This window comes from Paenibacillus sp. S-38, assembly GCF_049942825.1.
Lineage (GTDB): Bacteria > Bacillota > Bacilli > Paenibacillales > NBRC-103111 > Paenibacillus_G.
The window spans coordinates 6,202,261-6,221,745 of sequence record NZ_CP187970.1 but is presented as its reverse complement, the minus strand read 5'-3'; the positions used below and the strand labels follow the sequence as shown (position 1 = coordinate 6,221,745).

The 19,485-nt window shown below is 60.3% G+C and carries 12 protein-coding genes; 10 read left to right on the top strand and 2 right to left on the bottom strand.

Annotation, left to right across the window (positions count from 1 at the left end; translation table 11 throughout):
• The first annotated feature begins 3 nt into the window (after positions 1-3).
• A complete protein-coding gene (locus ACP26L_RS27370; RefSeq protein ID WP_426448171.1) occupies positions 4-5,367 on the top strand; it encodes an SDR family NAD(P)-dependent oxidoreductase in 5,364 nt (1,787 codons plus the stop codon).
• A 78-nt stretch (positions 5,368-5,445) separates the two neighbouring features.
• On the opposite strand, the gene ACP26L_RS27365 is transcribed toward ACP26L_RS27370, so the two are convergent.
• Positions 5,446-6,660: an MFS transporter gene (locus tag ACP26L_RS27365; protein ID WP_426448169.1), complete on the bottom strand. Its 1,215-nt coding sequence runs from the start codon at positions 6,658-6,660 to the stop codon at positions 5,446-5,448.
• Positions 6,661-6,684: 24 nt separating this feature from the next.
• The gene (locus ACP26L_RS27360) at positions 6,685-7,104 is read right to left on the bottom strand and encodes a MarR family winged helix-turn-helix transcriptional regulator (protein WP_426448167.1); all 420 of its coding nucleotides are present in this window, start codon (positions 7,102-7,104) and stop codon (positions 6,685-6,687) included.
• A gap of 325 nt (positions 7,105-7,429) precedes the next feature.
• Between ACP26L_RS27360 and ACP26L_RS27355 the strand changes: the two genes are divergently transcribed.
• The 9 genes from ACP26L_RS27355 (at position 7,430) to ACP26L_RS27315 (ending at position 19,471) form a co-directional block, all read left to right on the top strand.
• A complete protein-coding gene (locus ACP26L_RS27355) occupies positions 7,430-8,716 on the top strand; it encodes a class II aldolase/adducin family protein (protein ID WP_426448166.1) in 1,287 nt (428 codons plus the stop codon).
• Positions 8,717-9,288: 572 nt separating this feature from the next.
• Positions 9,289-11,358, top strand: a complete 2,070-nt coding sequence (locus tag ACP26L_RS27350) for a bifunctional aldolase/short-chain dehydrogenase (RefSeq protein ID WP_426448165.1) — start codon at positions 9,289-9,291, stop codon at positions 11,356-11,358.
• A 20-nt stretch (positions 11,359-11,378) separates the two neighbouring features.
• Entirely contained in the window at positions 11,379-11,753 is a 375-nt protein-coding gene (locus tag ACP26L_RS27345; RefSeq protein WP_426448164.1) for a sensory rhodopsin transducer, read from the top strand.
• Between the two features lie 621 nt (positions 11,754-12,374).
• Complete coding sequence (gene rhaI, locus ACP26L_RS27340) at positions 12,375-13,595, top strand: L-rhamnose isomerase (RefSeq protein WP_426455109.1); 1,221 nt, start codon at positions 12,375-12,377, stop codon at positions 13,593-13,595.
• On the top strand, positions 13,592-15,064 hold the full coding sequence (locus ACP26L_RS27335; RefSeq protein ID WP_426448161.1) for a rhamnulokinase: 1,473 nt from the start codon (positions 13,592-13,594) through the stop codon (positions 15,062-15,064). The genes rhaI and ACP26L_RS27335 overlap by 4 nt, the downstream gene beginning before the upstream one ends.
• 47 nt (positions 15,065-15,111) lie before the next feature.
• Positions 15,112-15,870, top strand: a complete 759-nt coding sequence (locus tag ACP26L_RS27330) for a DeoR/GlpR family DNA-binding transcription regulator (RefSeq protein WP_426448159.1) — start codon at positions 15,112-15,114, stop codon at positions 15,868-15,870.
• A gap of 646 nt (positions 15,871-16,516) precedes the next feature.
• On the top strand, positions 16,517-17,245 hold the full coding sequence (locus ACP26L_RS27325; protein WP_426448157.1) for a (Fe-S)-binding protein: 729 nt from the start codon (positions 16,517-16,519) through the stop codon (positions 17,243-17,245).
• Positions 17,242-18,753, top strand: a complete 1,512-nt coding sequence (locus ACP26L_RS27320; protein WP_426448155.1) for a LutB/LldF family L-lactate oxidation iron-sulfur protein — start codon at positions 17,242-17,244, stop codon at positions 18,751-18,753. Before ACP26L_RS27325 ends, ACP26L_RS27320 begins: the two co-directional genes overlap by 4 nt.
• Positions 18,746-19,471, top strand: coding sequence for a LutC/YkgG family protein (locus tag ACP26L_RS27315; RefSeq protein WP_426448153.1), 726 nt, complete (start codon positions 18,746-18,748; stop codon positions 19,469-19,471). Before ACP26L_RS27320 ends, ACP26L_RS27315 begins: the two co-directional genes overlap by 8 nt.
• Positions 19,472-19,485: the final 14 nt, after the last annotated feature.

Below are 19,485 nucleotides of genomic sequence, written 5' to 3'. Positions count from 1 at the left end.
TCCATGAGCGCGCAGAAAACCTTTTTGCAAACGCTGCATCACGGCAACTATATCGTTCGGGACCATCAGGTTCACGGCGTACGGACACTCCCGGGCGTGGCATTATTGGATATGATCTACCGGTTGTCGCCTGCCCTTACGGGGACGCTGATGATCGAACTTAGGCATATCTTATTCAAGCAGCCCGTTGTGACCTCGGAAACGTTCGACCAGCAGATCTTGGTTACGTTTGTGCCGCGGCCATCCCATTGGCAGGTTACGGTCACCTCCAAGAAAGTGAAGAACGGGCAGGTCATCGACCCGGAGCCCGCGCAGAATATGGAGTGCCTGCTCTATGTCAGGGAAGAGAAAGCCGCGGTGCGGCAGACGGTGGACCTGCAGTCGTTCATTCGCTCTGCCGACGAGCAGTGGGATATGGACGAGATGTATGAGATGGCACGCCGAACGGAGATACAGCACTTCACGTTCATGAAGACGGCGGGACGGGTGTACCAAAAAAAGAATCAAGAGGTTATGCGGTTGCAGCTTAGCGAGCTGGCCTACAGTCATTTCGACTCGTTCTATGCCCATGTCGCTTTTTTGGACGGGGCCTCTATGGCAGGGTTGTCCTTTAGCAAGAACGGCACCCAGAATTGGATCAATGAAGACCGTTCCGCTTATATGCCTATCACCATCGAACGGTTCTGCATCCACCGGAAGCTGACCCCAACCATCTATACCCATACGGAAGAAAGAGCACCGTCCGGCGCTCTCCCTGTCAACCCTGACCTGGTATCCCGCGATATCACGATTTATGACGAGAAGGGCGAGGTCTTGGTCGAGTTCGGCAAATTCAGCGTAAAACGGATCCGGGAACCGCAAGCGATCCGCAAGCTGATCGGGCTTCGGTCTCCGGAGCCAGCCCCCCTTGCGGATAGGGTGCAGCCATCCCCTGGAGCTGGGGAACAGACGCCCGCAGGGACCTCAACCTCAGCCGAGGGGAGCGGGCCGTATGCGGTTGTTTCTTACCTGAAGGAAGTCATCTCCGGCGTTCTGCACGTTCATCCGGATGCCATCGGCCCGGGAGACGGGTTCTATGAACTCGGATTGGATTCGGTCCAGCTGCTGGGGCTGGTGAAAGTGCTGGAAGAGAAGGTGAGCGGCACGTTGTACCCGACGCTGCTGTTCGAATACTCCACGATCGACAGCCTGTCGGCGTATCTGCTCGAGCATCATGCGGGCGCCTTCGATGCCGGAGTCCCTTCGTATGCCGGGAGAGACCGGGAAGAAGGCGTGCGGCCTGCAGGGCTTCTTCCGTCTGCGGACAGCGGCGAGATCCGTGCGCGTATCCGTGCTTATCTGCAGGGGGTCATTGCCGAAGTGCTCCATGTTCAGCCGAACGCCATCGGCCCGGGTGACGGATTCTACGAGCTGGGACTGGACTCGGTCCAGCTGCTGGGACTGGTGAAAGTGCTGGAGGAGACGATCAGCGGCACGTTGTACCCGACCCTGCTCTTCGAATATTCCACGATCGACAGCTTGTCGGCGTATCTGCTCGAGCATCATGCGGGCGCCTTCGATGCCGGCGCCCCTCCGTTTGCCGGGAGAGGCCGGGAAGGCGGCGTACGGCCCGCCGTGCTTCTTCCGTCTGCGGACAGCGGCGAGATCCGTGCGCGTATCCGTGCTTATCTGCAAGGCGTCATTGCCGAAGTGCTCCATGTTCAGCCGAACGCCATCGGCCCGGGTGACGGATTCTACGAGCTGGGACTGGATTCGGTTCACCTGCTGGGGCTGGTGAAAGTGCTGGAGGAGAAAGTCAGCGGCGCGTTATACCCGACGCTGCTGTTCGAATACTCCACGATCGACAGCCTGTCGGGCTATCTGCTCGAGCATCATGCCAGAGCGTTCGGTGCCGGTGCCTTCCGCAATGGCGGGGAAGCCGGGGGAGAGCGGGGAACCGGTGCCGGTACGGCCCCGGACCCTGCAGGGGAGACCTTGTTCTTCGAGCGGGTCTGGAGGAAGAGGGCCATGCCAAGCTTGAAGAGGGAGGACCCGCGGTACCATGCTGTCGTTCTATACGACGACACTCCTTTGGGCGTTGGGAGCGGTACGCCGTACTTCGACGAGATCATCCGGCTGAATTCCGACAAGACCGACGGAGCCGGCCAGTTCGAGGATAAGCTCAAGCAGCTTCTTCTTTATATCAAGTCGTTCGTGAAACAAAAAGCCAAATCAGAGCTGCTGCTGCAGGTGATCTCGGCCGGGGAGAGCCCGTATGTTTTTGCATTGGAAGGCTTGTTGAAAACCGCGTATATGGAGAACCCCAAAATTAACAGTCAAATCATCTGGATGGAGCCGGAGGGGGACCGCGGCGAGAATAGAACGATGGTTGAAGTGCTTAGGGAGGAAGCACGGTCCCATGGACGCGGAACCGTAAGCGTACGCTATAAGGGCAGCCCTGCCGAACGTTTTGTCCAAGAGCACGGCGAAGTGCATCTGCAGGAACACCGGCCTGCCTACCGGCAGAATGGCGTATACGTGATTACGGGTGGCTTGGGCGGCTTGGGATTGCACGTTGCGGACCATCTCGCCTCCCGGCAAAGGGTGAAGCTGGCCTTGATCGGCCGCTCCAAGCCAGACGAAGCCAAAGCCCGGACCATCCGCCAATTGGTGGCGAAGGGGGCGGAGGTGGTGTACCTTCAAGCCGATATCAGCAGGGAAACGGATGTAGAGCAGGCGTTTGGGGAGATCCGGAACCGATGGGGAGGCATCACCGGCATCTTCCATTGTGCGGGCGCTCTCAAGGATCAGATCCTGATGAATAAAGATGCCGATGAAGTGTCGGAGGTATTGGGCCCCAAGGTTTACGGCATGCGGCATATCGATATGGCTACCCGCGGAGAGAGACTCGATTGTTTTGTGCTGTTCTCATCCGTATCGGCCGTGACGGGAAATATTGGCCAGGCGGATTATGCCAGTGCGAACGCATACATGGATATGCTGGCTCTGGAACGGCAGAAGCAGGTAGACCGGGGGGAACGGTTCGGGCGGACGGTTACCGTGAATTGGCCTTTGTGGCTGGAGGGCGGCATGCGGGTGGAAGAGAACCTTCAAGAGCTGTTCTACCGCTCCAAAGGCAATAGGGCTCTGCCTACAAGGGAAGGGCTTCAAGCTATGGATACCGTTCTTGCGCATTCCTTGACTCAGGCCATCATCTTGTACGGCGACGGAGAGGGCATCCGAGCGGATTTCCTCGGCGCGGCTGCGGCTGGGGAAGAAGACGGGACCCGTCCGGAATCCACAGGCAGGCCGGTCTGCTCCCCCGAGTCTGATGACGATATCGCGATTATCGGACTGTCGGGCCGGTATCCGATGGCGGGAACCATGGACGAGTTTTTTGGCAACCTGCGGGACGGCAAGGATTGCATCGCCCCTATACCGACAGAGCGGTGGGCGGACAACTCGCTATCGTTTGATGTGGAGCAGTATTACCGGTATGGGGGATTTCTTGACCGGATTGACGAATTCGATCCAATGTTTTTTAACATCTCTGCGGCTCAGGCCGAAATGATGGATCCCCAGGCGAGACACTTTTTGCAGACCGCTTGGGAGGCTTGTGAAGATGCGGGTTTTCCGCTGAATCGGAGCGAGCATCGTTATCCGTCGAACAGCGATAAGAGTGTGGGCGTGTTTGCAGGCGTTTTCTGGAACAGTTACGAGCTCTTCAGCGCCGAAATGACGCAGCGCGGAACCCCGTCGGCGTTTGGTGTCTCATCGGCATCGATAGCCAATATGGTCTCCTACTGTTTGAATTTCCATGGCCCTTCGATGGCTGTCGACTCCATGTGCTCATCTTCCTTGACCGCCATTCATTTGGCATGCGAGAGCATCAAGCGCGGCGAATGCCATTACGCCGTTGCAGGGGGAGTGAACCTAGTCACACATCCTCACAAGTATGTGTTCTTACAGCAGGCCCAGTTCTTATCCTCGGACGGACGGTGCCGGAGCTTCGGCAAAGACGGGGATGGTTATGTGCCCGGGGAAGGGGTGGGAGCCCTTCTTCTGGCGAAGCGCTCCCAGGCGGAGAAGGAAGGCTACCCGATCTACGGCGTGATCAAAGGCTCCGCCATTAACCATGTGGGCAAGACGTCGGGCGCCACCGTGCCTGACCCTGTAGCGCAGTCGGAAGTCATTTCGGATGCCATCACGAGATCCGGCATAGATCCGCGGACGATAAGTTATGTGGAAGCACATGGTACGGGCACCTCTCTAGGGGACCCGATCGAACTTCACGGCCTGGAGCGGGCGTTCGCCAAATGGAGCTCGGATAAACAGTACTGCGCCGTGGGCTCGGTAAAGTCGAACATCGGCCATGCGGAAGCGGCGTCGGGGGTTGCCGGATTAACCAAAATCCTCCTGCAGATGAAGCATAAGATCCTGTTTCCTTCCCTGCATGCCGAACAGCTCAATCCGTACATTTCCTTTGAGAACACCTCCTTCTACGTTCAGCGGGAGAGCGGGGAATGGAGAAGGCCGGAGCTCGAGGTCAACGGGAAGAAGACCGTGTATCCAAGGCGTGCCGGCATCAGTTCATTCGGAGCCAATGGAAGCAATGCCCATCTGATCGTAGAAGAATATACGGGCGGCCGTCCGCAAGGCAAGACGGGAGACCACCGGCTGGACACCCCCTGCCTTGTTCCCCTGTCGGCCAAACATGAGGATGCGCTCCAAAGATATGCCGGGAAGCTGCTTCAATATCTGGTGGAAGGCCACACAGGGGGAGCCGCGGAAGTGGAGCCATCCCCTCCATTCGCAGAGGCGGGCGGCGAGTTGAAGGCCATCGCCTACACGCTTCAAACGGGGCGTGAAGCCATGAACTGCAGGGTTGCTTTTGTTGTGAGATCAAGGGAGGAGCTCCTTCAAAAGCTGGAGGGCTATTGCAGCGGAGAGCGGGCGATCAGCGGCTGCTTCCAGGGGGGTGTTCATCAGGAGCCGAGATCACCAGGTGATGCTCTGTCCGCGGACCAAGCGGTGGCAGACTCGATTGCTTCGCGGAACCTGGAGGCTCTGGCCGGATTATGGGTCTCCGGGATTTCCATCGATTGGAATGGATTGTATGACCGTACAGATACCATGAGCCGAGTTCGTCTGCCGACCTATCCGTTCGCCAAAGAACGGTATTGGGTGCCCAAAGCCGAGACGAATCGTCCGGCTGGGGCGACGGTTCGAGAGGCTCTTTCTCGGTCTTCGAATCACCCCTTGCTGCAGCGCCTGGACGCGCGGAAATCGGAGGAGCAGTCCGTTTCTCTGGGTCAAGGGAAGAGTGGGTCAGGGACGGAGAATCTCTGGAATTTTGCCTTGTCGAGAGGCGGGGTTCAACCTTCATAAAGCCAAAAAAGGCGGCCACCCCGGTATATTCGGGAACGGCCGCCTTTTTTTGTGCCGCATACACCCGCTGGATGAAGGTCAGGCTGTGTTGGCAGCGGGGTTCTTCCGGCTCTGCTTGCGGTGATGCAGCAGGTAGTACAGCACCACCGTGAAGGCGGTAATGACCGCGCCGACGAGGTACATCGTGCCGTAGCTTGTCCCGGCGGCGACGATGCCGAGGATATAGGAGCCGAGGCCGTACCCGGTGTCGAAGAGGACGAAGTAAGTCCCCGTCGCAAGGCCGCTGCGGTGGGCGGGGGCCGCCTTCAGCGCGATAGCCTGGAAGCTCGGCAGCAGGGCGCCGAAGCCGAGGCCGATTACCGCGCCGGTGAAGAGGAAGAAGGCGGCGGTGTGCGCCTGACTCAGCAGGAGCATGCCGACGACGAACAGGGCGAGCCCGGGATAGACGAGCACATGCTCGCCGCGCCGATCGAAGATCCGGCCCGTGAACGGGCGGGAGATCAGGATCATCGCCGCGAACACGATGAAGAAGTAGGAGGCGACGGCTCCCTGCCCGATCTCCTTGGCGAAGACGGAGATGAAGGTCGAGATCGCCCCATACGAGAAAGCGAGCACGCTGCCCGCCAGGGATATGGGAATCGCGGCCGGCTCGATGAAGCGCGTCCAGTGCCAAGGATGGCCGGCGGCCGGCTTCGGCACATGCGGCGGGATGCGTACAGTGCTGCCGCAGACGAGCGCCAGCAGGGCCAGGACCGCACAGGCGGTGAACAGCACCGTATAGCTGAAAGAACCGGTGAACATCAGCCCGAGGTAGGGGCCGATGACCATCGCAAGGCTCATGAACAGGCTGAAGTAGCCGACGCCTTCGCCCTTTCGGGCTGCCGGCACGCGGTCGACCGCAATCGCCGAGGTAGCCGTAGCGGCGATCCCGAAGGAGACGCCGTGCAGCACGCGGAGTGCGAGCAGGGCGGTCAGGTTGTGGACGGTCAGGTACAGCGCACTGCAGATCATATAGAGTACGAGCGCGGTGAGCAGCAGCTTGCGGCGGCTGCCCTCGTCGAGCCATTTGCCGGTGAGCGGGCGGAAGACGACGGCCGCGATGACGAACACGGTCGTCACGAGCCCGATCTGGCCCTTGCTGCCGTGAAGCTCATCGAGCACATAGCCGGGCAGGGTCACGGCCAGCATGTAGAAGGTCATGAAGACGAAGAAGGAGCTGAAGCAGATCGCAAGAAAATCCCGCGTCCACAGCGGCACCGGTGTCTGCTGATCGGATAAGGTCTGGTGGGGCATGGGTCCATCTCTTCTTTCTTAAGATTATTGGATATGATCGTTGATGGAGAGCAGTGCCTCTCGCAGCACACGCTCGGACTCCGGATCTATGGAGGCGAGCACAGAGGCGATCAGCTCCGCCTCCATCGGAGCGAGAATGCGGTTGAGCTCTCGTCCGCTGTCGGTGACGTAGAGGAGATACGCGCGGCGGTCATCGGGATGAGGAGCCCGGCGGATCCATCCCTTGCGCTCGAGCTGGTCGAGGATGCGGGTCACGTTCGTCGGGTCCTTCTCCGTCCGTTGGGACAGCTCCCGCTGGTTCACCCCGTCGCCTAGCATCAGCGTGTTGAGTACGGACCACTGCTCCGAGGTGATGTCGAACGGCTGAAAGCGGAGCGTCAGGCTCTGGTTCAGCTTGCGGCCGATCGTGCTGATCATGAAGCCGATGGAATCGTCAATGCGCATGAAGAGCATTCCTCCTGATAGATGAAGCATAGTAGCATGGGTCAGCTGCGGCCGTGCTGCAGACCAGCGTCGCAAGCCATGGGGAGGAGGCCGCTGCTCCGGAATGGCCAGGGTAACCATTCCTGTTCCAAAGCATCCCCATAAAATGACTTTTATAATGTTATCACAGCAATTATATGTATAGCAACTAAATGGAGGGCCACGTCCGCTGGAAAAGAATGCATCGGTGTGATCCAGATCAATACTTTCCTTCCGGGTGTGTGATAAAGTAAAAGAAGACAAACGGAAACAATCATAAACAAAGATTCGGAAAGGGTGACCCACAATGAAATTCGGACTTCTTCCTCCTGCGGACCCGATCGTCCTCTTCATGGAGCGCATCTACGGGTACGGGATGACGACGACCTCCGGCGGCAATCTCTCCATTCGGGACGACAACGGAGACATCTGGATCACTCCGGCGGGCGTGGACAAAGGCGCGCTGACCCGCCAGGATATCGTCTGCGTGAAGCCGGACGGACAGGTCGTCGGCGCCCACAGGCCGTCCAGCGAATTCCCGTTCCACCAGCGGATCTACCGGGACCGGCCGGACCTGCGGGCCGTGGTGCATGCGCACCCGCCCGCGCTGGTGGCCTTCAGCATCGTGCGCCGCATCCCGGACACCAGGCTGCTCCCGGATGAGCACGAGATCTGCGGAGAGGTGGGCATGGCGGCTTACGCGGTTCCGGGCAGCGCCGAGCTCGGCGAACGGATCGCGGAAGTTTTCGCACGGGGGATCGACACGGTAATGCTGGAGAATCACGGAGTTGTTGCCGGCGGCGGCGATCTGTTCGAGGCGTTCCAGCGGTTCGAAACACTGGAATTCTGCGCGCGGCTGGAGATCGAGGCGAGCCGCATCGGAACGCCGGTCCGACTGGCCGCAGAAGACATCGCCAAGGCGCGGGCCTGCCGGGAGCTCCCGCTGGAGCCGTTCACCGCAGCCGGATACCCGACGCGGGAGCGGGAGGCGAGGGAGATGATGTGCCGGCTCATCCGGCGCTCCTATGACCAGCGGCTGTTCACCAGCACGCAGGGAACGTACTCGGAGCGGATCGGCGGGGATGCTTTTCTGATCACGCCCCATGGGATGGACCGCAAGTACCTCGAGCCCCAGGACCTCGTGCGGATCGAAGGCGGGAGGGCGGAGGCCGGCAAAAAGCCAAGCCGCTCGCACCTGCTCCACCGCCATATTTATGAGGCGCACCCGCATGTGAATTCCGTGCTGATCGCCCATCCGCCGAGCATTATGGCTTTTGCCGTCACGGATGCGGACTTCGATTCCCGGACGATCCCCGAGAGCTATCTGCTGCTCCGCCGGATGCCGAAGCTTCCGTTCCACGCCGTGTATGACGATCCGGAGACGGCGGCGGCCGTCTTCACCAAGAATACGCCGATCGCCATCGTGCGCAATAACTGTGTCATTGTAACGGGAGACAGCCTGCTGAGCGCGTTCGACCGGCTGGAGGTGGCGGAATACAGCGCCAGGTCGATGATCGCGGCGCAGAGCCTGGGAGCTATAGTGCATATGGACGAAGAACGGATCGGGGAGCTTGAGAAGGCTTTTGGATTGTAAGAGTGACGGAAGCCGGCGCCCGATGTGTTCGAACGGCTGGAGGTGGCTGAATTGAATACAGCGGCAAGTCGATGATCGCGGCGCAGGAGCTCGGGAGCGATCCGCATAATCGTGAAGTGCGAGCGGTCTCGGGACTGGCGGATGGATTTCGTGATGGCGGCTGGAGTACAGCAGAGACAGCATAGACAGCACAGACAGTCTTCAGATGGAGGCTGTCTTTTTTTATAACCAAGGAAGTTTTAAGTGGAGGTATCAAGTGGAGGGTTCAAGTGACATGCGCTGGGGCGATGGCCGGCCGATACCATTGTTTCCTCGGGGCTATTCTGGGAAAACAAACCCGCGCCACAGCTTCTGCAGCCGCGCCTCCTTCTCCGGGTCAATGATGAACGCTTGGCTTTGGCGGATAGCCCCGGACCGTTTCAGAAGCCCGGTCTTTCTTTTGTCCCCGATAAGGGGGATAAGTATGCCCGTTTATTTTTGATTTTATACTATACAAAAATAAATAAAGGTGATAAGATCAAAACAAGCAAAAACAAAACCATTCAAGCGTAAATTCGGAGGGAAACCAAACCATGGTACAAAGTTTGTGGGATCAGACGAAAGCATCGCAGCTGCAGGGCGGACTTGACGAGCTCGTATACCGCTCGAACATCATCGGAGCGGACCGCCGCGTATGTAACTGGGGCGGAGGCAACACGTCCGCGAAGACGACCGTGAAGGATTTCCGCGGCCGCGACATAGAAGTGATGTTCGTGAAGGGCAGCGGCTCCGACCTCGCGTCGATGAAAGCCGGCAACTTCACCGGCCTGCGCATGGAGGACATCCGTCCACTGTTCGAGAAGCCGGAGATGACCGACGAGGAGATGGTCGCTTACCTGACCCACTGCATGATCGATTCGAAGCACCCGCGCATGTCCATCGAGACACTGCTGCATGCGTTCCTGCCGTTCAAGCACGTCGACCACACGCATCCGGATGCGATCATCGCGCTCTGCTGCGCGGATAACGGCAAAGAAATCGCCAAGGAGATTTTCGGCGACCGCTTCGTCTGGGTTCCTTACGTGCGTCCCGGCTTCACGCTCTCCAAGATGATCGCCGAAGGCGTGCTCGCGAATCCGAAGGCCGAGCTCGTTCTCATGGAGAAGCACGGTCTGGTGACATGGGGCGAAACCTCCGCAGAATGCTACGCTAAAACGATACAGATTATTAATGAAGCGGAAAGCTTCATCGACGCCCGCGTGGACGAAGCGAAGCTGTTCGGCGGCGCGAAGTACGAAGTGCTTGCTCCGGAAGTACGCCGCAGCATTGCCGCTCAAGTGATGCCTGCCATTCGCGGTGCGGTCAGCGACGTGAAGAAAATGATCCTCTCCTTCGACGACGAAGCGGATGTACTGCAGTTCGCTTCCAGCGAGAACGCACCGAAGCTGTCCCAGGTCGGCGCCGCTTGTCCGGATCACCTCGTGCACACGAAGGTCGTTCCGCTGCTCATCGACTGGGAGCCGAACGCGGAGGACGTTGACGGCCTGAAGGCGAAGCTGCAGGAAGGGATCGCCCGCTACAAGGAAGAATACAAAGCGTACTTCGAGCGCAACAAGAACGAAGGCGACGTGATGTTCGAAGCGGCTCCGCGCGTCATCCTTATCCCAGGCGTGGGCATGATCAACACCGGCAAGAGCTGGGCGATGTCCCAGGTCAGCGGCGCGCTGTACCACCGTGCGATTGCCGTTATGCGCGGCGCCACGGCGCTGGGCGAATTCGTCTCCCTGAGCGAGAACGAGTCCTACAACGTCGAGTACTGGCCGCTTGAGCTCTACAAGCTGACGCTGGCTCCGGCGGAAGCCGAGTTCTCCCGCAAGGTGGCCCTGATCACGGGCGGCGCCGGCGGCATCGGCAGCGCAACGGCACGCAGACTCGTTTCCGAGGGCGCGCATGTGGTGCTCGCGGACCTCAACCTCGAAGGCGCACAGAATGTAGCGGCCGAGATCAACGAGAAGTTTGGCGAGAACCGGGCCATTGCGGTTAAAATGGATGTAACGAGCGAAGAGCAGGTGGCGGCGGCATTCGCCGAGACGGCTCTGGCCTACGGCGGTGTGGACATCCTTGTCAACAACGCGGGTCTGGCGACCTCGAGCCCGTTCGACCAAACGAGCCTCAAGGAATGGAACCTGAACATGAACGTGCTCGGCACAGGCTACTTCCTCGTGGCGCGCGAAGCGTTCAAGCAAATGAAAGAACAGGCGATCGGCGGCAACATGGTGTTCATCGGTTCGAAGAACTCCGTCTATGCCGGTAAGAACGCAACAGCTTACAGCGCGGCAAAAGCGCTCGAAGCGCATCTGGCCCGCTGCATCGCGGCCGAAGGCGGCGAGTTCGGCATCCGCGTGAACACGGTGCTGCCGGATGCGATCCTGCAGGGCTCCGCGATCTGGAACGGTTCGTGGCGCAACGAGCGTGCTGCGGCTTACGGCATTGAGCCGGATCAGCTTGAAGAGTACTACCGCAAGCGCACGACGCTGCTCGTGAACATCTATCCGAGCGACATCGCTGAAGGCATCGCGTTCTTCGCCTCCTCGAAGTCCGAGAAGACGACGGGCTGCATGCTGACGATCGACGGCGGCGTACCGGCTGCCTTTACCCGCTAAGCTGAGGAGTGGTGAACCGTATGTTTTATCAGGCCAAAGGCGAGAAGCATTGGGTGATTCCGGACACCTACATCCCGGAGAAGAGCTCGGGCGAGCTTACAAGCCACGAATCCGTGTGCGTGCTCAACACCGGCTCGGAGGAAGCGCTGCTCCGCTTTACGATCTTTTTTGAAGACCGCGATCCGCTGGCCGATATTCTGGTCGTGGTTCCGGGCCGGAGAACGAGACATATCCGCACGAGCTCGCTGCTCAAGGATAGCGTGTCGATTCCGGCGGGCGTTCCCTATGCGATCGAAGTCGTGAGCGATGTGCCGGTGATCGTGCAGTACAGCCGCCTCGATTCGACGCAGGCCGAGAATGCGCTGATGTCCACGATGGCTTTCCCGGTTCGTTAAGAAGCGGGCCGGAGCGGCAGCCGAAGCTGGGCTCCCCTGGAGAGCGAAGTAATGGGCGTGTGTACCGCACGCAGGGGCAGGTGGGTGGCAGCACCCAGGCAGGAGGCGGGAGTGGTGAGCGATCGCGGCTCCCGGTCCACTGCGGCAGGAAAGCAGAAGCTGAAGCATCCGCGCAGATGGGTACGAAAGCGCCGCAGCAGAGAACGCCAGCTGAATGCGCTGCAGCAGCCTCGGTTGTTCCGTCTCCTCACTCGTTGCTGCGGGATTCGCTGCCCGAAATGGCCTTAGGGTCGGGCTTTAGCCCCGGAACATCGTAAGTTAAGCCGCACCTGCTTCCTGAAATAAAAATAGCGGAACTATAGTTCCTTATCTGATGTTTTTATATCGCTTCCCGCGAAATAGCGGAACTCAGGTATCTTATCGCCCTGCAAACGGTCCGTTTTGCCGGAGATCGGTGAGGATAACGCATCTGAGTTCCGTTATTTTCAAGGAGGCTGTGCAAATGAGGGCCATAGCGCATCTCCGTTCCTCTATTTGCGTCCAAGTCCGCTGTAACCCAATACGAAAGATAAAGCTGCCCCTAAGGGCTATCGCATATGAGATGAAGAAAGGGTGTTGAACGTGTCCGACCGCGCCTACGCATTATTTGAAGAGCAGCAGCAAGCCAGAGGCATCAACCTGGAGGAAGTCAAAAAACGTTTGAAAGCGCTCCACATCGAGACGCCGTCCTGGGGCTACGGGGATTCGGGCACCCGCTTCAAGGTGTTCCAGAAGGAAGGCGTGCCGCGCAACCCGTTCGAGAAGTTCGAGGATGCGGCTCAGGTGCACGGGCTGACCGGCCTCTGTCCGTCCGTTGCGATCCATATCCCGTGGGATAAGGTTGAGGACTACGGCAAGCTCCGCAACCACGCCGAGAGCCTAGGGCTGAAGATCGGCGCCGTGAACCCGAACCTGTTCCAAGAGGAAGACTATATGCTCGGCAGCGTGACGAATGCTGATCCGGCCGTGCGCCGCAAGGCGACCGATCACCTCCTCGAGTGTGTGGACATTGCCAAGGAAACCGGCTCGCGCGACCTCAGCCTGTGGTTCGCCGACGGCACGAACTATCCGGGCCAGGGAGATATCCGCAAGCGCAAGGCATGGATGTTCGAAGCGCTGAACGAGATGTACAAGGCGATGACGCCGGAGATGCGCATGCTCATCGAGTACAAATGCTTTGAGCCTGCGTTCTACCACACGGACATCGCGGACTGGGGCATGGCGTATAACTATGCGCTGAAGCTCGGACCGCAGGCGGAAGTGCTCGTGGACACCGGCCACCACCTGCCGGGCGCGAACATCGAGCATATCGTCGCTTACCTGATCGACGAGAACCGTCTCGGCGGCTTCCACTTCAACTCCCGCAAGTATGCGGATGACGATCTCGTGGTCGGCTCCGTCAACCCGTACGAGCTGTTCCTGATCTTCTACCAGATCCTGAACGCCGCTAACGACGACGATGCGAAGATCCGCAGCACCGTTGACAACATCGCATACATGATCGACCAGTCGCACAACATCGAGCAGAAAATCCCGGCCATGCTCCGCTCCGTCCTCAACGTGCAGACGCAGTATGCCAAAGCGCTGCTCATCAACCACGCGGAAGTGGAAGAGGCGCAGCTGCGCGGCGATGTGCTCGGCGCGGAAGATGCGGTACGCCGCGCGTTCGAATTCGACGTGACTCCGCTGCTGTATGCGCTGCGTGAAGAGCAAGGGCTGCCGGTCGATCCGATGAAAGCGTACCTGAGCAGCTCCTACGGCAAGGACATCCTGGTGAGAGGCAAGGGCGGTGCGAGCTGGTGAGTATTCTCGCATTCGACCTTGGGGCGAGCAGCGGCAGAGCGCTGCTCGGCCGCCTCATCGGCGGGAGGATCGAGGTAGAGGAGATCCACCGATTCGGCAACGACCCGGTGGCAGTCGGCTCCCGGCTGCAGTGGGACATTCTCCGTCTGTACCATGAGATCCAGCAGGGCCTGCTGAAGGCCAAGCACAAGGGCGAGACGCCGGAGAGCATCGGGATTGACTCCTGGGCGGTAGACTTCGGTCTGCTGGACCGCAATGGCGAGCTGCTCGGCAACCCGTACCATTACCGGGATCATCACACTGACGGTGTGATGGAACGGGTAGCTGCACGGCTTGGGGAGCAGACGATCTTCGGGAAGACCGGCATCCAGTTCCTGCCGTTCAACACGCTGTACCAGCTGGCGGCCCTGAAGGAAGCGGACTCTCCGCTTCTCGCAAGCGCCGAGCGTTTCCTGATGATTCCCGACCTGCTCCGCTATTTCCTGACGGGCGAGGCGCTGAACGAGTTCTCGAACGCCACGACAACCCAGTTCTACAACCCGCTGACCGGCGGGTGGGATGCGGACCTGCTTGCAGGCATCGGGATCCCGTCTTCGTGGTTCGGCCCCATTGCCGATCCGGGAGCAAGCGCCGGACAGCTCCGCTCCTCGGTGAGCGAGACGCTGGGCCTTCCGCGCATTCCTGTCATCGCGGTGGCGGAGCACGATACGGGCTCGGCGGTTGCGGCGGTGCCGGCGACGGAGCGGTCTTTTGCCTACCTGAGCTGCGGCACCTGGTCGCTGATGGGCACCGAGGTGGACCGCCCGGTTATTAACGAGCTGTCGCAGAAGTACAACTTCACGAACGAAGGCGGCGTGGGGCGGACGTACCGGCTGCTCAAGAACATCATGGGCCTGTGGATTCTGCAGGAGACGAAGCGCGAGTGGGACCGGGCGGGCAGAGAATACTCCTTCCCCGAGCTAGTGAAGCTGGCCGGAGAGGCGCCGGCCTTCGGAGCGTTCATCGATCCGGACGACGGCTTGTTCCTCCATCCCGGCGACATGACGCCGCGCATCCGCGAGTACTGCGCCCGGACGGGGCAGCGTGCGCCGGAGGGTCCGGGTGAGGTTGTTCGTTGTATTTTGGAGAGTCTGGCGTTAAAATACCGTTATGTGCTGGAGCTGACCGAGACTTTGTCAGAACAGCAGTTCGGCGGGCTTCATATGGTGGGCGGCGGCATCCAGAATGCGCTGCTGTGCCAGTGGTCCGCGAATGCGATCAAGAGGCCTGTGTGGGCGGGCCCTGCGGAAGGCAGCGCGATCGGCAATCTGGCGGTGCAGTGGATCGCCCGCGGCGAGTTCTCGGACATCTGGGAAGCGCGCCGGGTCATCCGCGACTCGTTCCCGGTTACGGTGTACGAACCGCAGGACGGCGAAGCGTGGGAAGAAGCGTACGGCACCTTCCGGAGGATCGCCGGACTGGCGGACTAACGGACGGACGGAAGCTTTGCAATATGGACAGGAAAAGAGGGCGGCTTATGCTGGTGGCTGAGAGGTACGAGAAAATAGTGGCGTTGGTCAACGAAAGAGGAAGCATCCGGGTCTCCGAGCTCAGCGAGCTGTGCCAGGTGACGGAGGAGACGATCCGCCGCGACCTGGACCGGCTCGAAGCGGCCGGGCGGCTCAAACGCTCCCACGGGGGTGCCGTCTCCGTCAAGGAGCAGCAGGGGGAGATTCCTTACGCCGAGCGGGAAGTGATGCACGCCGAAGAGAAGCGGCGCATCGCCCAGGAGGCTGTGCTGTTGATCCAGCCCCATGACCGCGTTCTGCTCGACGCCAGCACAACCGCTTGGTATATGGCCTCTTACCTGCCCGACTTTCCGCTGACGGTCCTGACCAATTCGATCCGGGTCGCGACGGAGCTCAGCTCCAAAGAGAAGGTCGAAGTGATCTGCACCGGGGGGCAGCTGGCTAAGCGCTCGCTGTCTTATGTCGGCCCGCTGGCCGAGCGGTCCCTCGAGGCGTATCACGTCGACAAGCTCTTTCTCTCCTGCAAAGGCGTTCATCTCGAGCGGGGCATCTCCGAGTCGAACGAGCTGCAGGCCCGCGTGAAGCAGCGGATGATCGACATCGCCGACGAGGTGATCCTCCTCGCCGATGCGAGCAAGTTCGGCGTTCGCGCGTTCACACAAGTGGCCGAGCTCAGCGGCGTGCACGCGATGATCACCGACCGCCGATTAGGCGAGGATGCGGTGGCACAGCTGCGGGAGAAGGGGCTGCCTGTGACGATTGTGTAGGCAGGAATGCGGGCTGGGAAGAAGCTTTTCTTGGAGCGGACGGAAGAAAGGGCGCGAGATCGGGGCCGGCTTGGCGCGGGTGACCGGAGGCTGGATCGCTGAGGCCGGGAGGAAGCGGGACGAAGACGAGAGCTGCTGCGCCGGGCGCGGGAAGCGGGGGCGGAAGCGAGTTCCGGGTAGCGAAGGCTGGACCAGACGGAGCTGCATTTTCCGCGCTAAGGCGGAAACGGAAGCGCCGACGATGGCCCCTTGTGCGTCCAGTAAGGCAGAAAATCCGTGTTCGGGAAGCGCAGCGCATCGAAATGCCCGCGCTAAGGCGGGAAATCCGCGTTAGCAGGAGCCGAGGCGCCGATGATGGCCCGTGATGCGACCAGTAAGGCGGTAAATCCGTGTTCGGGAAGCGCAGCGCATCGAAATGACCGCGCTAAGACGGAGAATCCGCGTTAGCCGGATCCGCTCTCCTTTTTCTTCCTTCAGGAAAGGCTTCTTCCCAGAGAAGAGCCGAACTTTTTTACAATTGGCTCTGTTTTTTATCCAACTTGTCTGATAACCTGATAACTATAGGCTGTATGGCTCAGCCCCATCTTTTACACCAACCAGATTCTCCTATTCCATTCCAAAATCCTTATAGCGCGAGAGGTGCACGATGAAAGTTTCCTTGTTTATCACATGCTTGAGCGATGCCTTATTCCCTCCTGTGGGGGAGGCGATGGTCCGTCTGCTGGCCCGGTACGGCGTCAGCCTGGAGTTCCCGACCGTGCAGACCTGCTGCGGACAGCCCGCGTATAACAGCGGCTACTGGGACGAGGCTCGCGCATCCGCCAAGACGATCCTGGCGGCGTTTGAAGACAGCGATTTTGTGATTGCGCCCTCGGGTTCCTGCACGTACATGATCCACCACTATTCGCAGCTGTTCAAGGACGATCCGGTACTGCTCGAGAAGGCAGAGAAGCTGCAGCAGAAAACCTACGAGTTCACCCAATTCCTAGTGCAGGTGCTCGGCGTGAAGGATCTCGGAGCGAAGTTCCCGCGCAAGGTGACTTACCATCCGTCCTGTCACGGCAGCCGGCTGCTCGGCGTGAAGGAGGAGCCGCTGGTGCTGCTCGAGAACGTGAAGGGGCTGGAGTTTGTTCCGCTGCCTTTTGCCGAGGACTGCTGCGGGTTCGGCGGTACATTCGCGGTGAAGATGGCGGATATCTCAGGCGCGATGGTGACCGAGAAGGTCGACCACATCAAGGAGACGGAAGCGGAAGTGCTGGTGGGTCTCGACATGGCCTGCCTGATGAACATTGCCGGCAACCTGCGGTACCGGGGAGAACCCGTTCGGGTGATGCACCTGGCGGAGCTGCTGTATGAAGGGGTGAAGGGCGCATGAGTGCAGCCAAGGCGAATGGAACGGTTAAGGAGAGAGCGGAGCTTGCGCTCAACGATGAATTTCTGCGCAAGGCGGTCAAGTTCACAACGGAGCGGCTGAGACTCGGCAAAAAGAACGCCTCTGCGGACCACGGCAACTGGGACGAGTGGCGGGAACGCGGGCGGCAGATCCGTCTGCATACGATCGCGCATCTGGATTATTACCTGAACCTGTTCGCGGACAATGCGCGGGCGAACGGGGTGCATGTGCATTTTGCGGATACGGGAGAGGAAGCCGTCAAGATTGCGCTGCAGATCGCCGAGAATAAATCGGCGAAGTCGGTCGTGAAATCGAAATCGATGGTCACCGAGGAGCTGCACCTGAACCATGCGCTCGAGGGAATCGGTGTGGAAGCGGTCGAGACGGACCTCGGGGAGTACATCATCCAGCTGGCCGGCGAGACGCCGTCGCACATCATCATCCCGGCGATCCACAAGAACCGGCACCAGATCGCGGAACTGCTGTCGAAGGAAGCTGGCGAGACGCTGCCGCCGGATACGTCCATTCTGGCCGGGTTCGTGCGCAAGAAGCTGCGCGAGAAATTCCTCGAAGCCGACATCGGCATGACGGGCTGCAACTTTGCGATCGCGGAGACCGGGTCCATGGTGCTCTTCGAAAATGAGGGGAACGCACGGATGGTCTCCACCGTGCCCAAGACGCAGATCACGCTGATGGGGATGGAGCGCATCATTCCTTCGTGGACGGACCTCGAAGTCATGGCGACGCTGCTTCCGCGATCCGCGACGGGCCAAAAGCTGACCGTCTACATGTCGGGCATCACGGGCCCGCGCCGCAGCAAGGATGCGGACGGACCGGAGGAGATGCACATCATCATCGTCGACAACGGCCGCTCCCTGCAGCTCGGCGACCCCGAGTTCCAGGAGCTGCTGAACTGCATCCGCTGCGGAGCCTGCCTGAACGCCTGCCCGGTGTACCGTCATATCGGCGGCCATGCCTACGGCGGCACGTACAGCGGGCCGATCGGGGCGGTGCTCACGCCGGCGCTGAAGAAGAACGTGGCGGAGTGGGACGACATCGCCAACGCGTCGAGCCTGTGCGGAGCCTGCTACGAAGCCTGCCCGGTGAAGATCCCGCTGCATGACATGCTCGTCTCCCTGCGCCGCCGCAAGGTGGAGGCCGGCCACGACAACCGGATGGAGACGATCGGGATGAAGGGCTTCGCCGCCCTGGCCGGGGATTCGCTGCGGATGAAGACGGCGCTGAAGCTCGGCAAGCTGGGCCAGAAGCTCGTCGCTCGCGACGGCGGCATCCGTATCAAGATCGGCCCGCTCAAGGGCTGGAACACGTACCGCGTGACGCCGACGCTGCCGAAGCAGTCGTTTCGGGAGCAGTGGGGCACCCTTGAGGCGGAGATACGCAGCGGGCTGCAGGAGATGGACCCGGCCGTGAAGAGTCGGATGGAAGCGATCGTGAAGCAGCGCAGCAAGGGAGGACACGGACATGGCTGAGACGCATGCACAGTGGCTGCAGCGGATGGAAGAGGAATCGAAGGCGAAGCAGAAGCGGTTCATCGGCGGCATCGCCCAGAAGCTGGGACGCCCGCAGGTGACGCAAAAGCCGGTCCGCCCCGTGATCGGGGCGCCGGAATTCTGGCGGGAGTTCGAGTGGCCGACGGAAGAGCGGATCGAGCGGTTCACGGAGAACTTCCGGAGCGTCGGCGGACATGTCGAGCGGCTCTCGGGCATGGAGGACGTGACGCGCTTTATCGCGGACAAAGCGGCCGAGACAGGTGCCAAGTATGTCGTCCGGCAGAACCAGCCGGAGCTGGATGGGCTTGGCCTGGAAGCGGCCCTGCCGCAGGCGCAGGTATCCGTCTGGAACACGGATGCGGGGGAGAACTGGAAGGCCCGTGCCGCGGAAGCGGACTTCGGCGTAGTGATGGCGGACTATGCGGCGGCTTATACGGGCTCGGTCACGGTGCTGTCGGCGGAGCAAAAAGGCCGCTCCGTCAGCCTGCTGCCTACGGTGCTGTTCGTGATCATCCCGGTGGAGCGGCTGAAAACGAGACTGGGCGAGATTCTTGTGAATTTCGATGCGGCGGGGCGCGAAGCGCTGCCGGCGGGGATTCATTTTATCTCCGGCCCGAGCCGCTCGGCGGATATCGAGAATGACCTCACGATAGGCGTTCATGGACCGGGGATCGTCTACGCCCTGCTCGTCGGCTAGAGGAGGACTTAGCG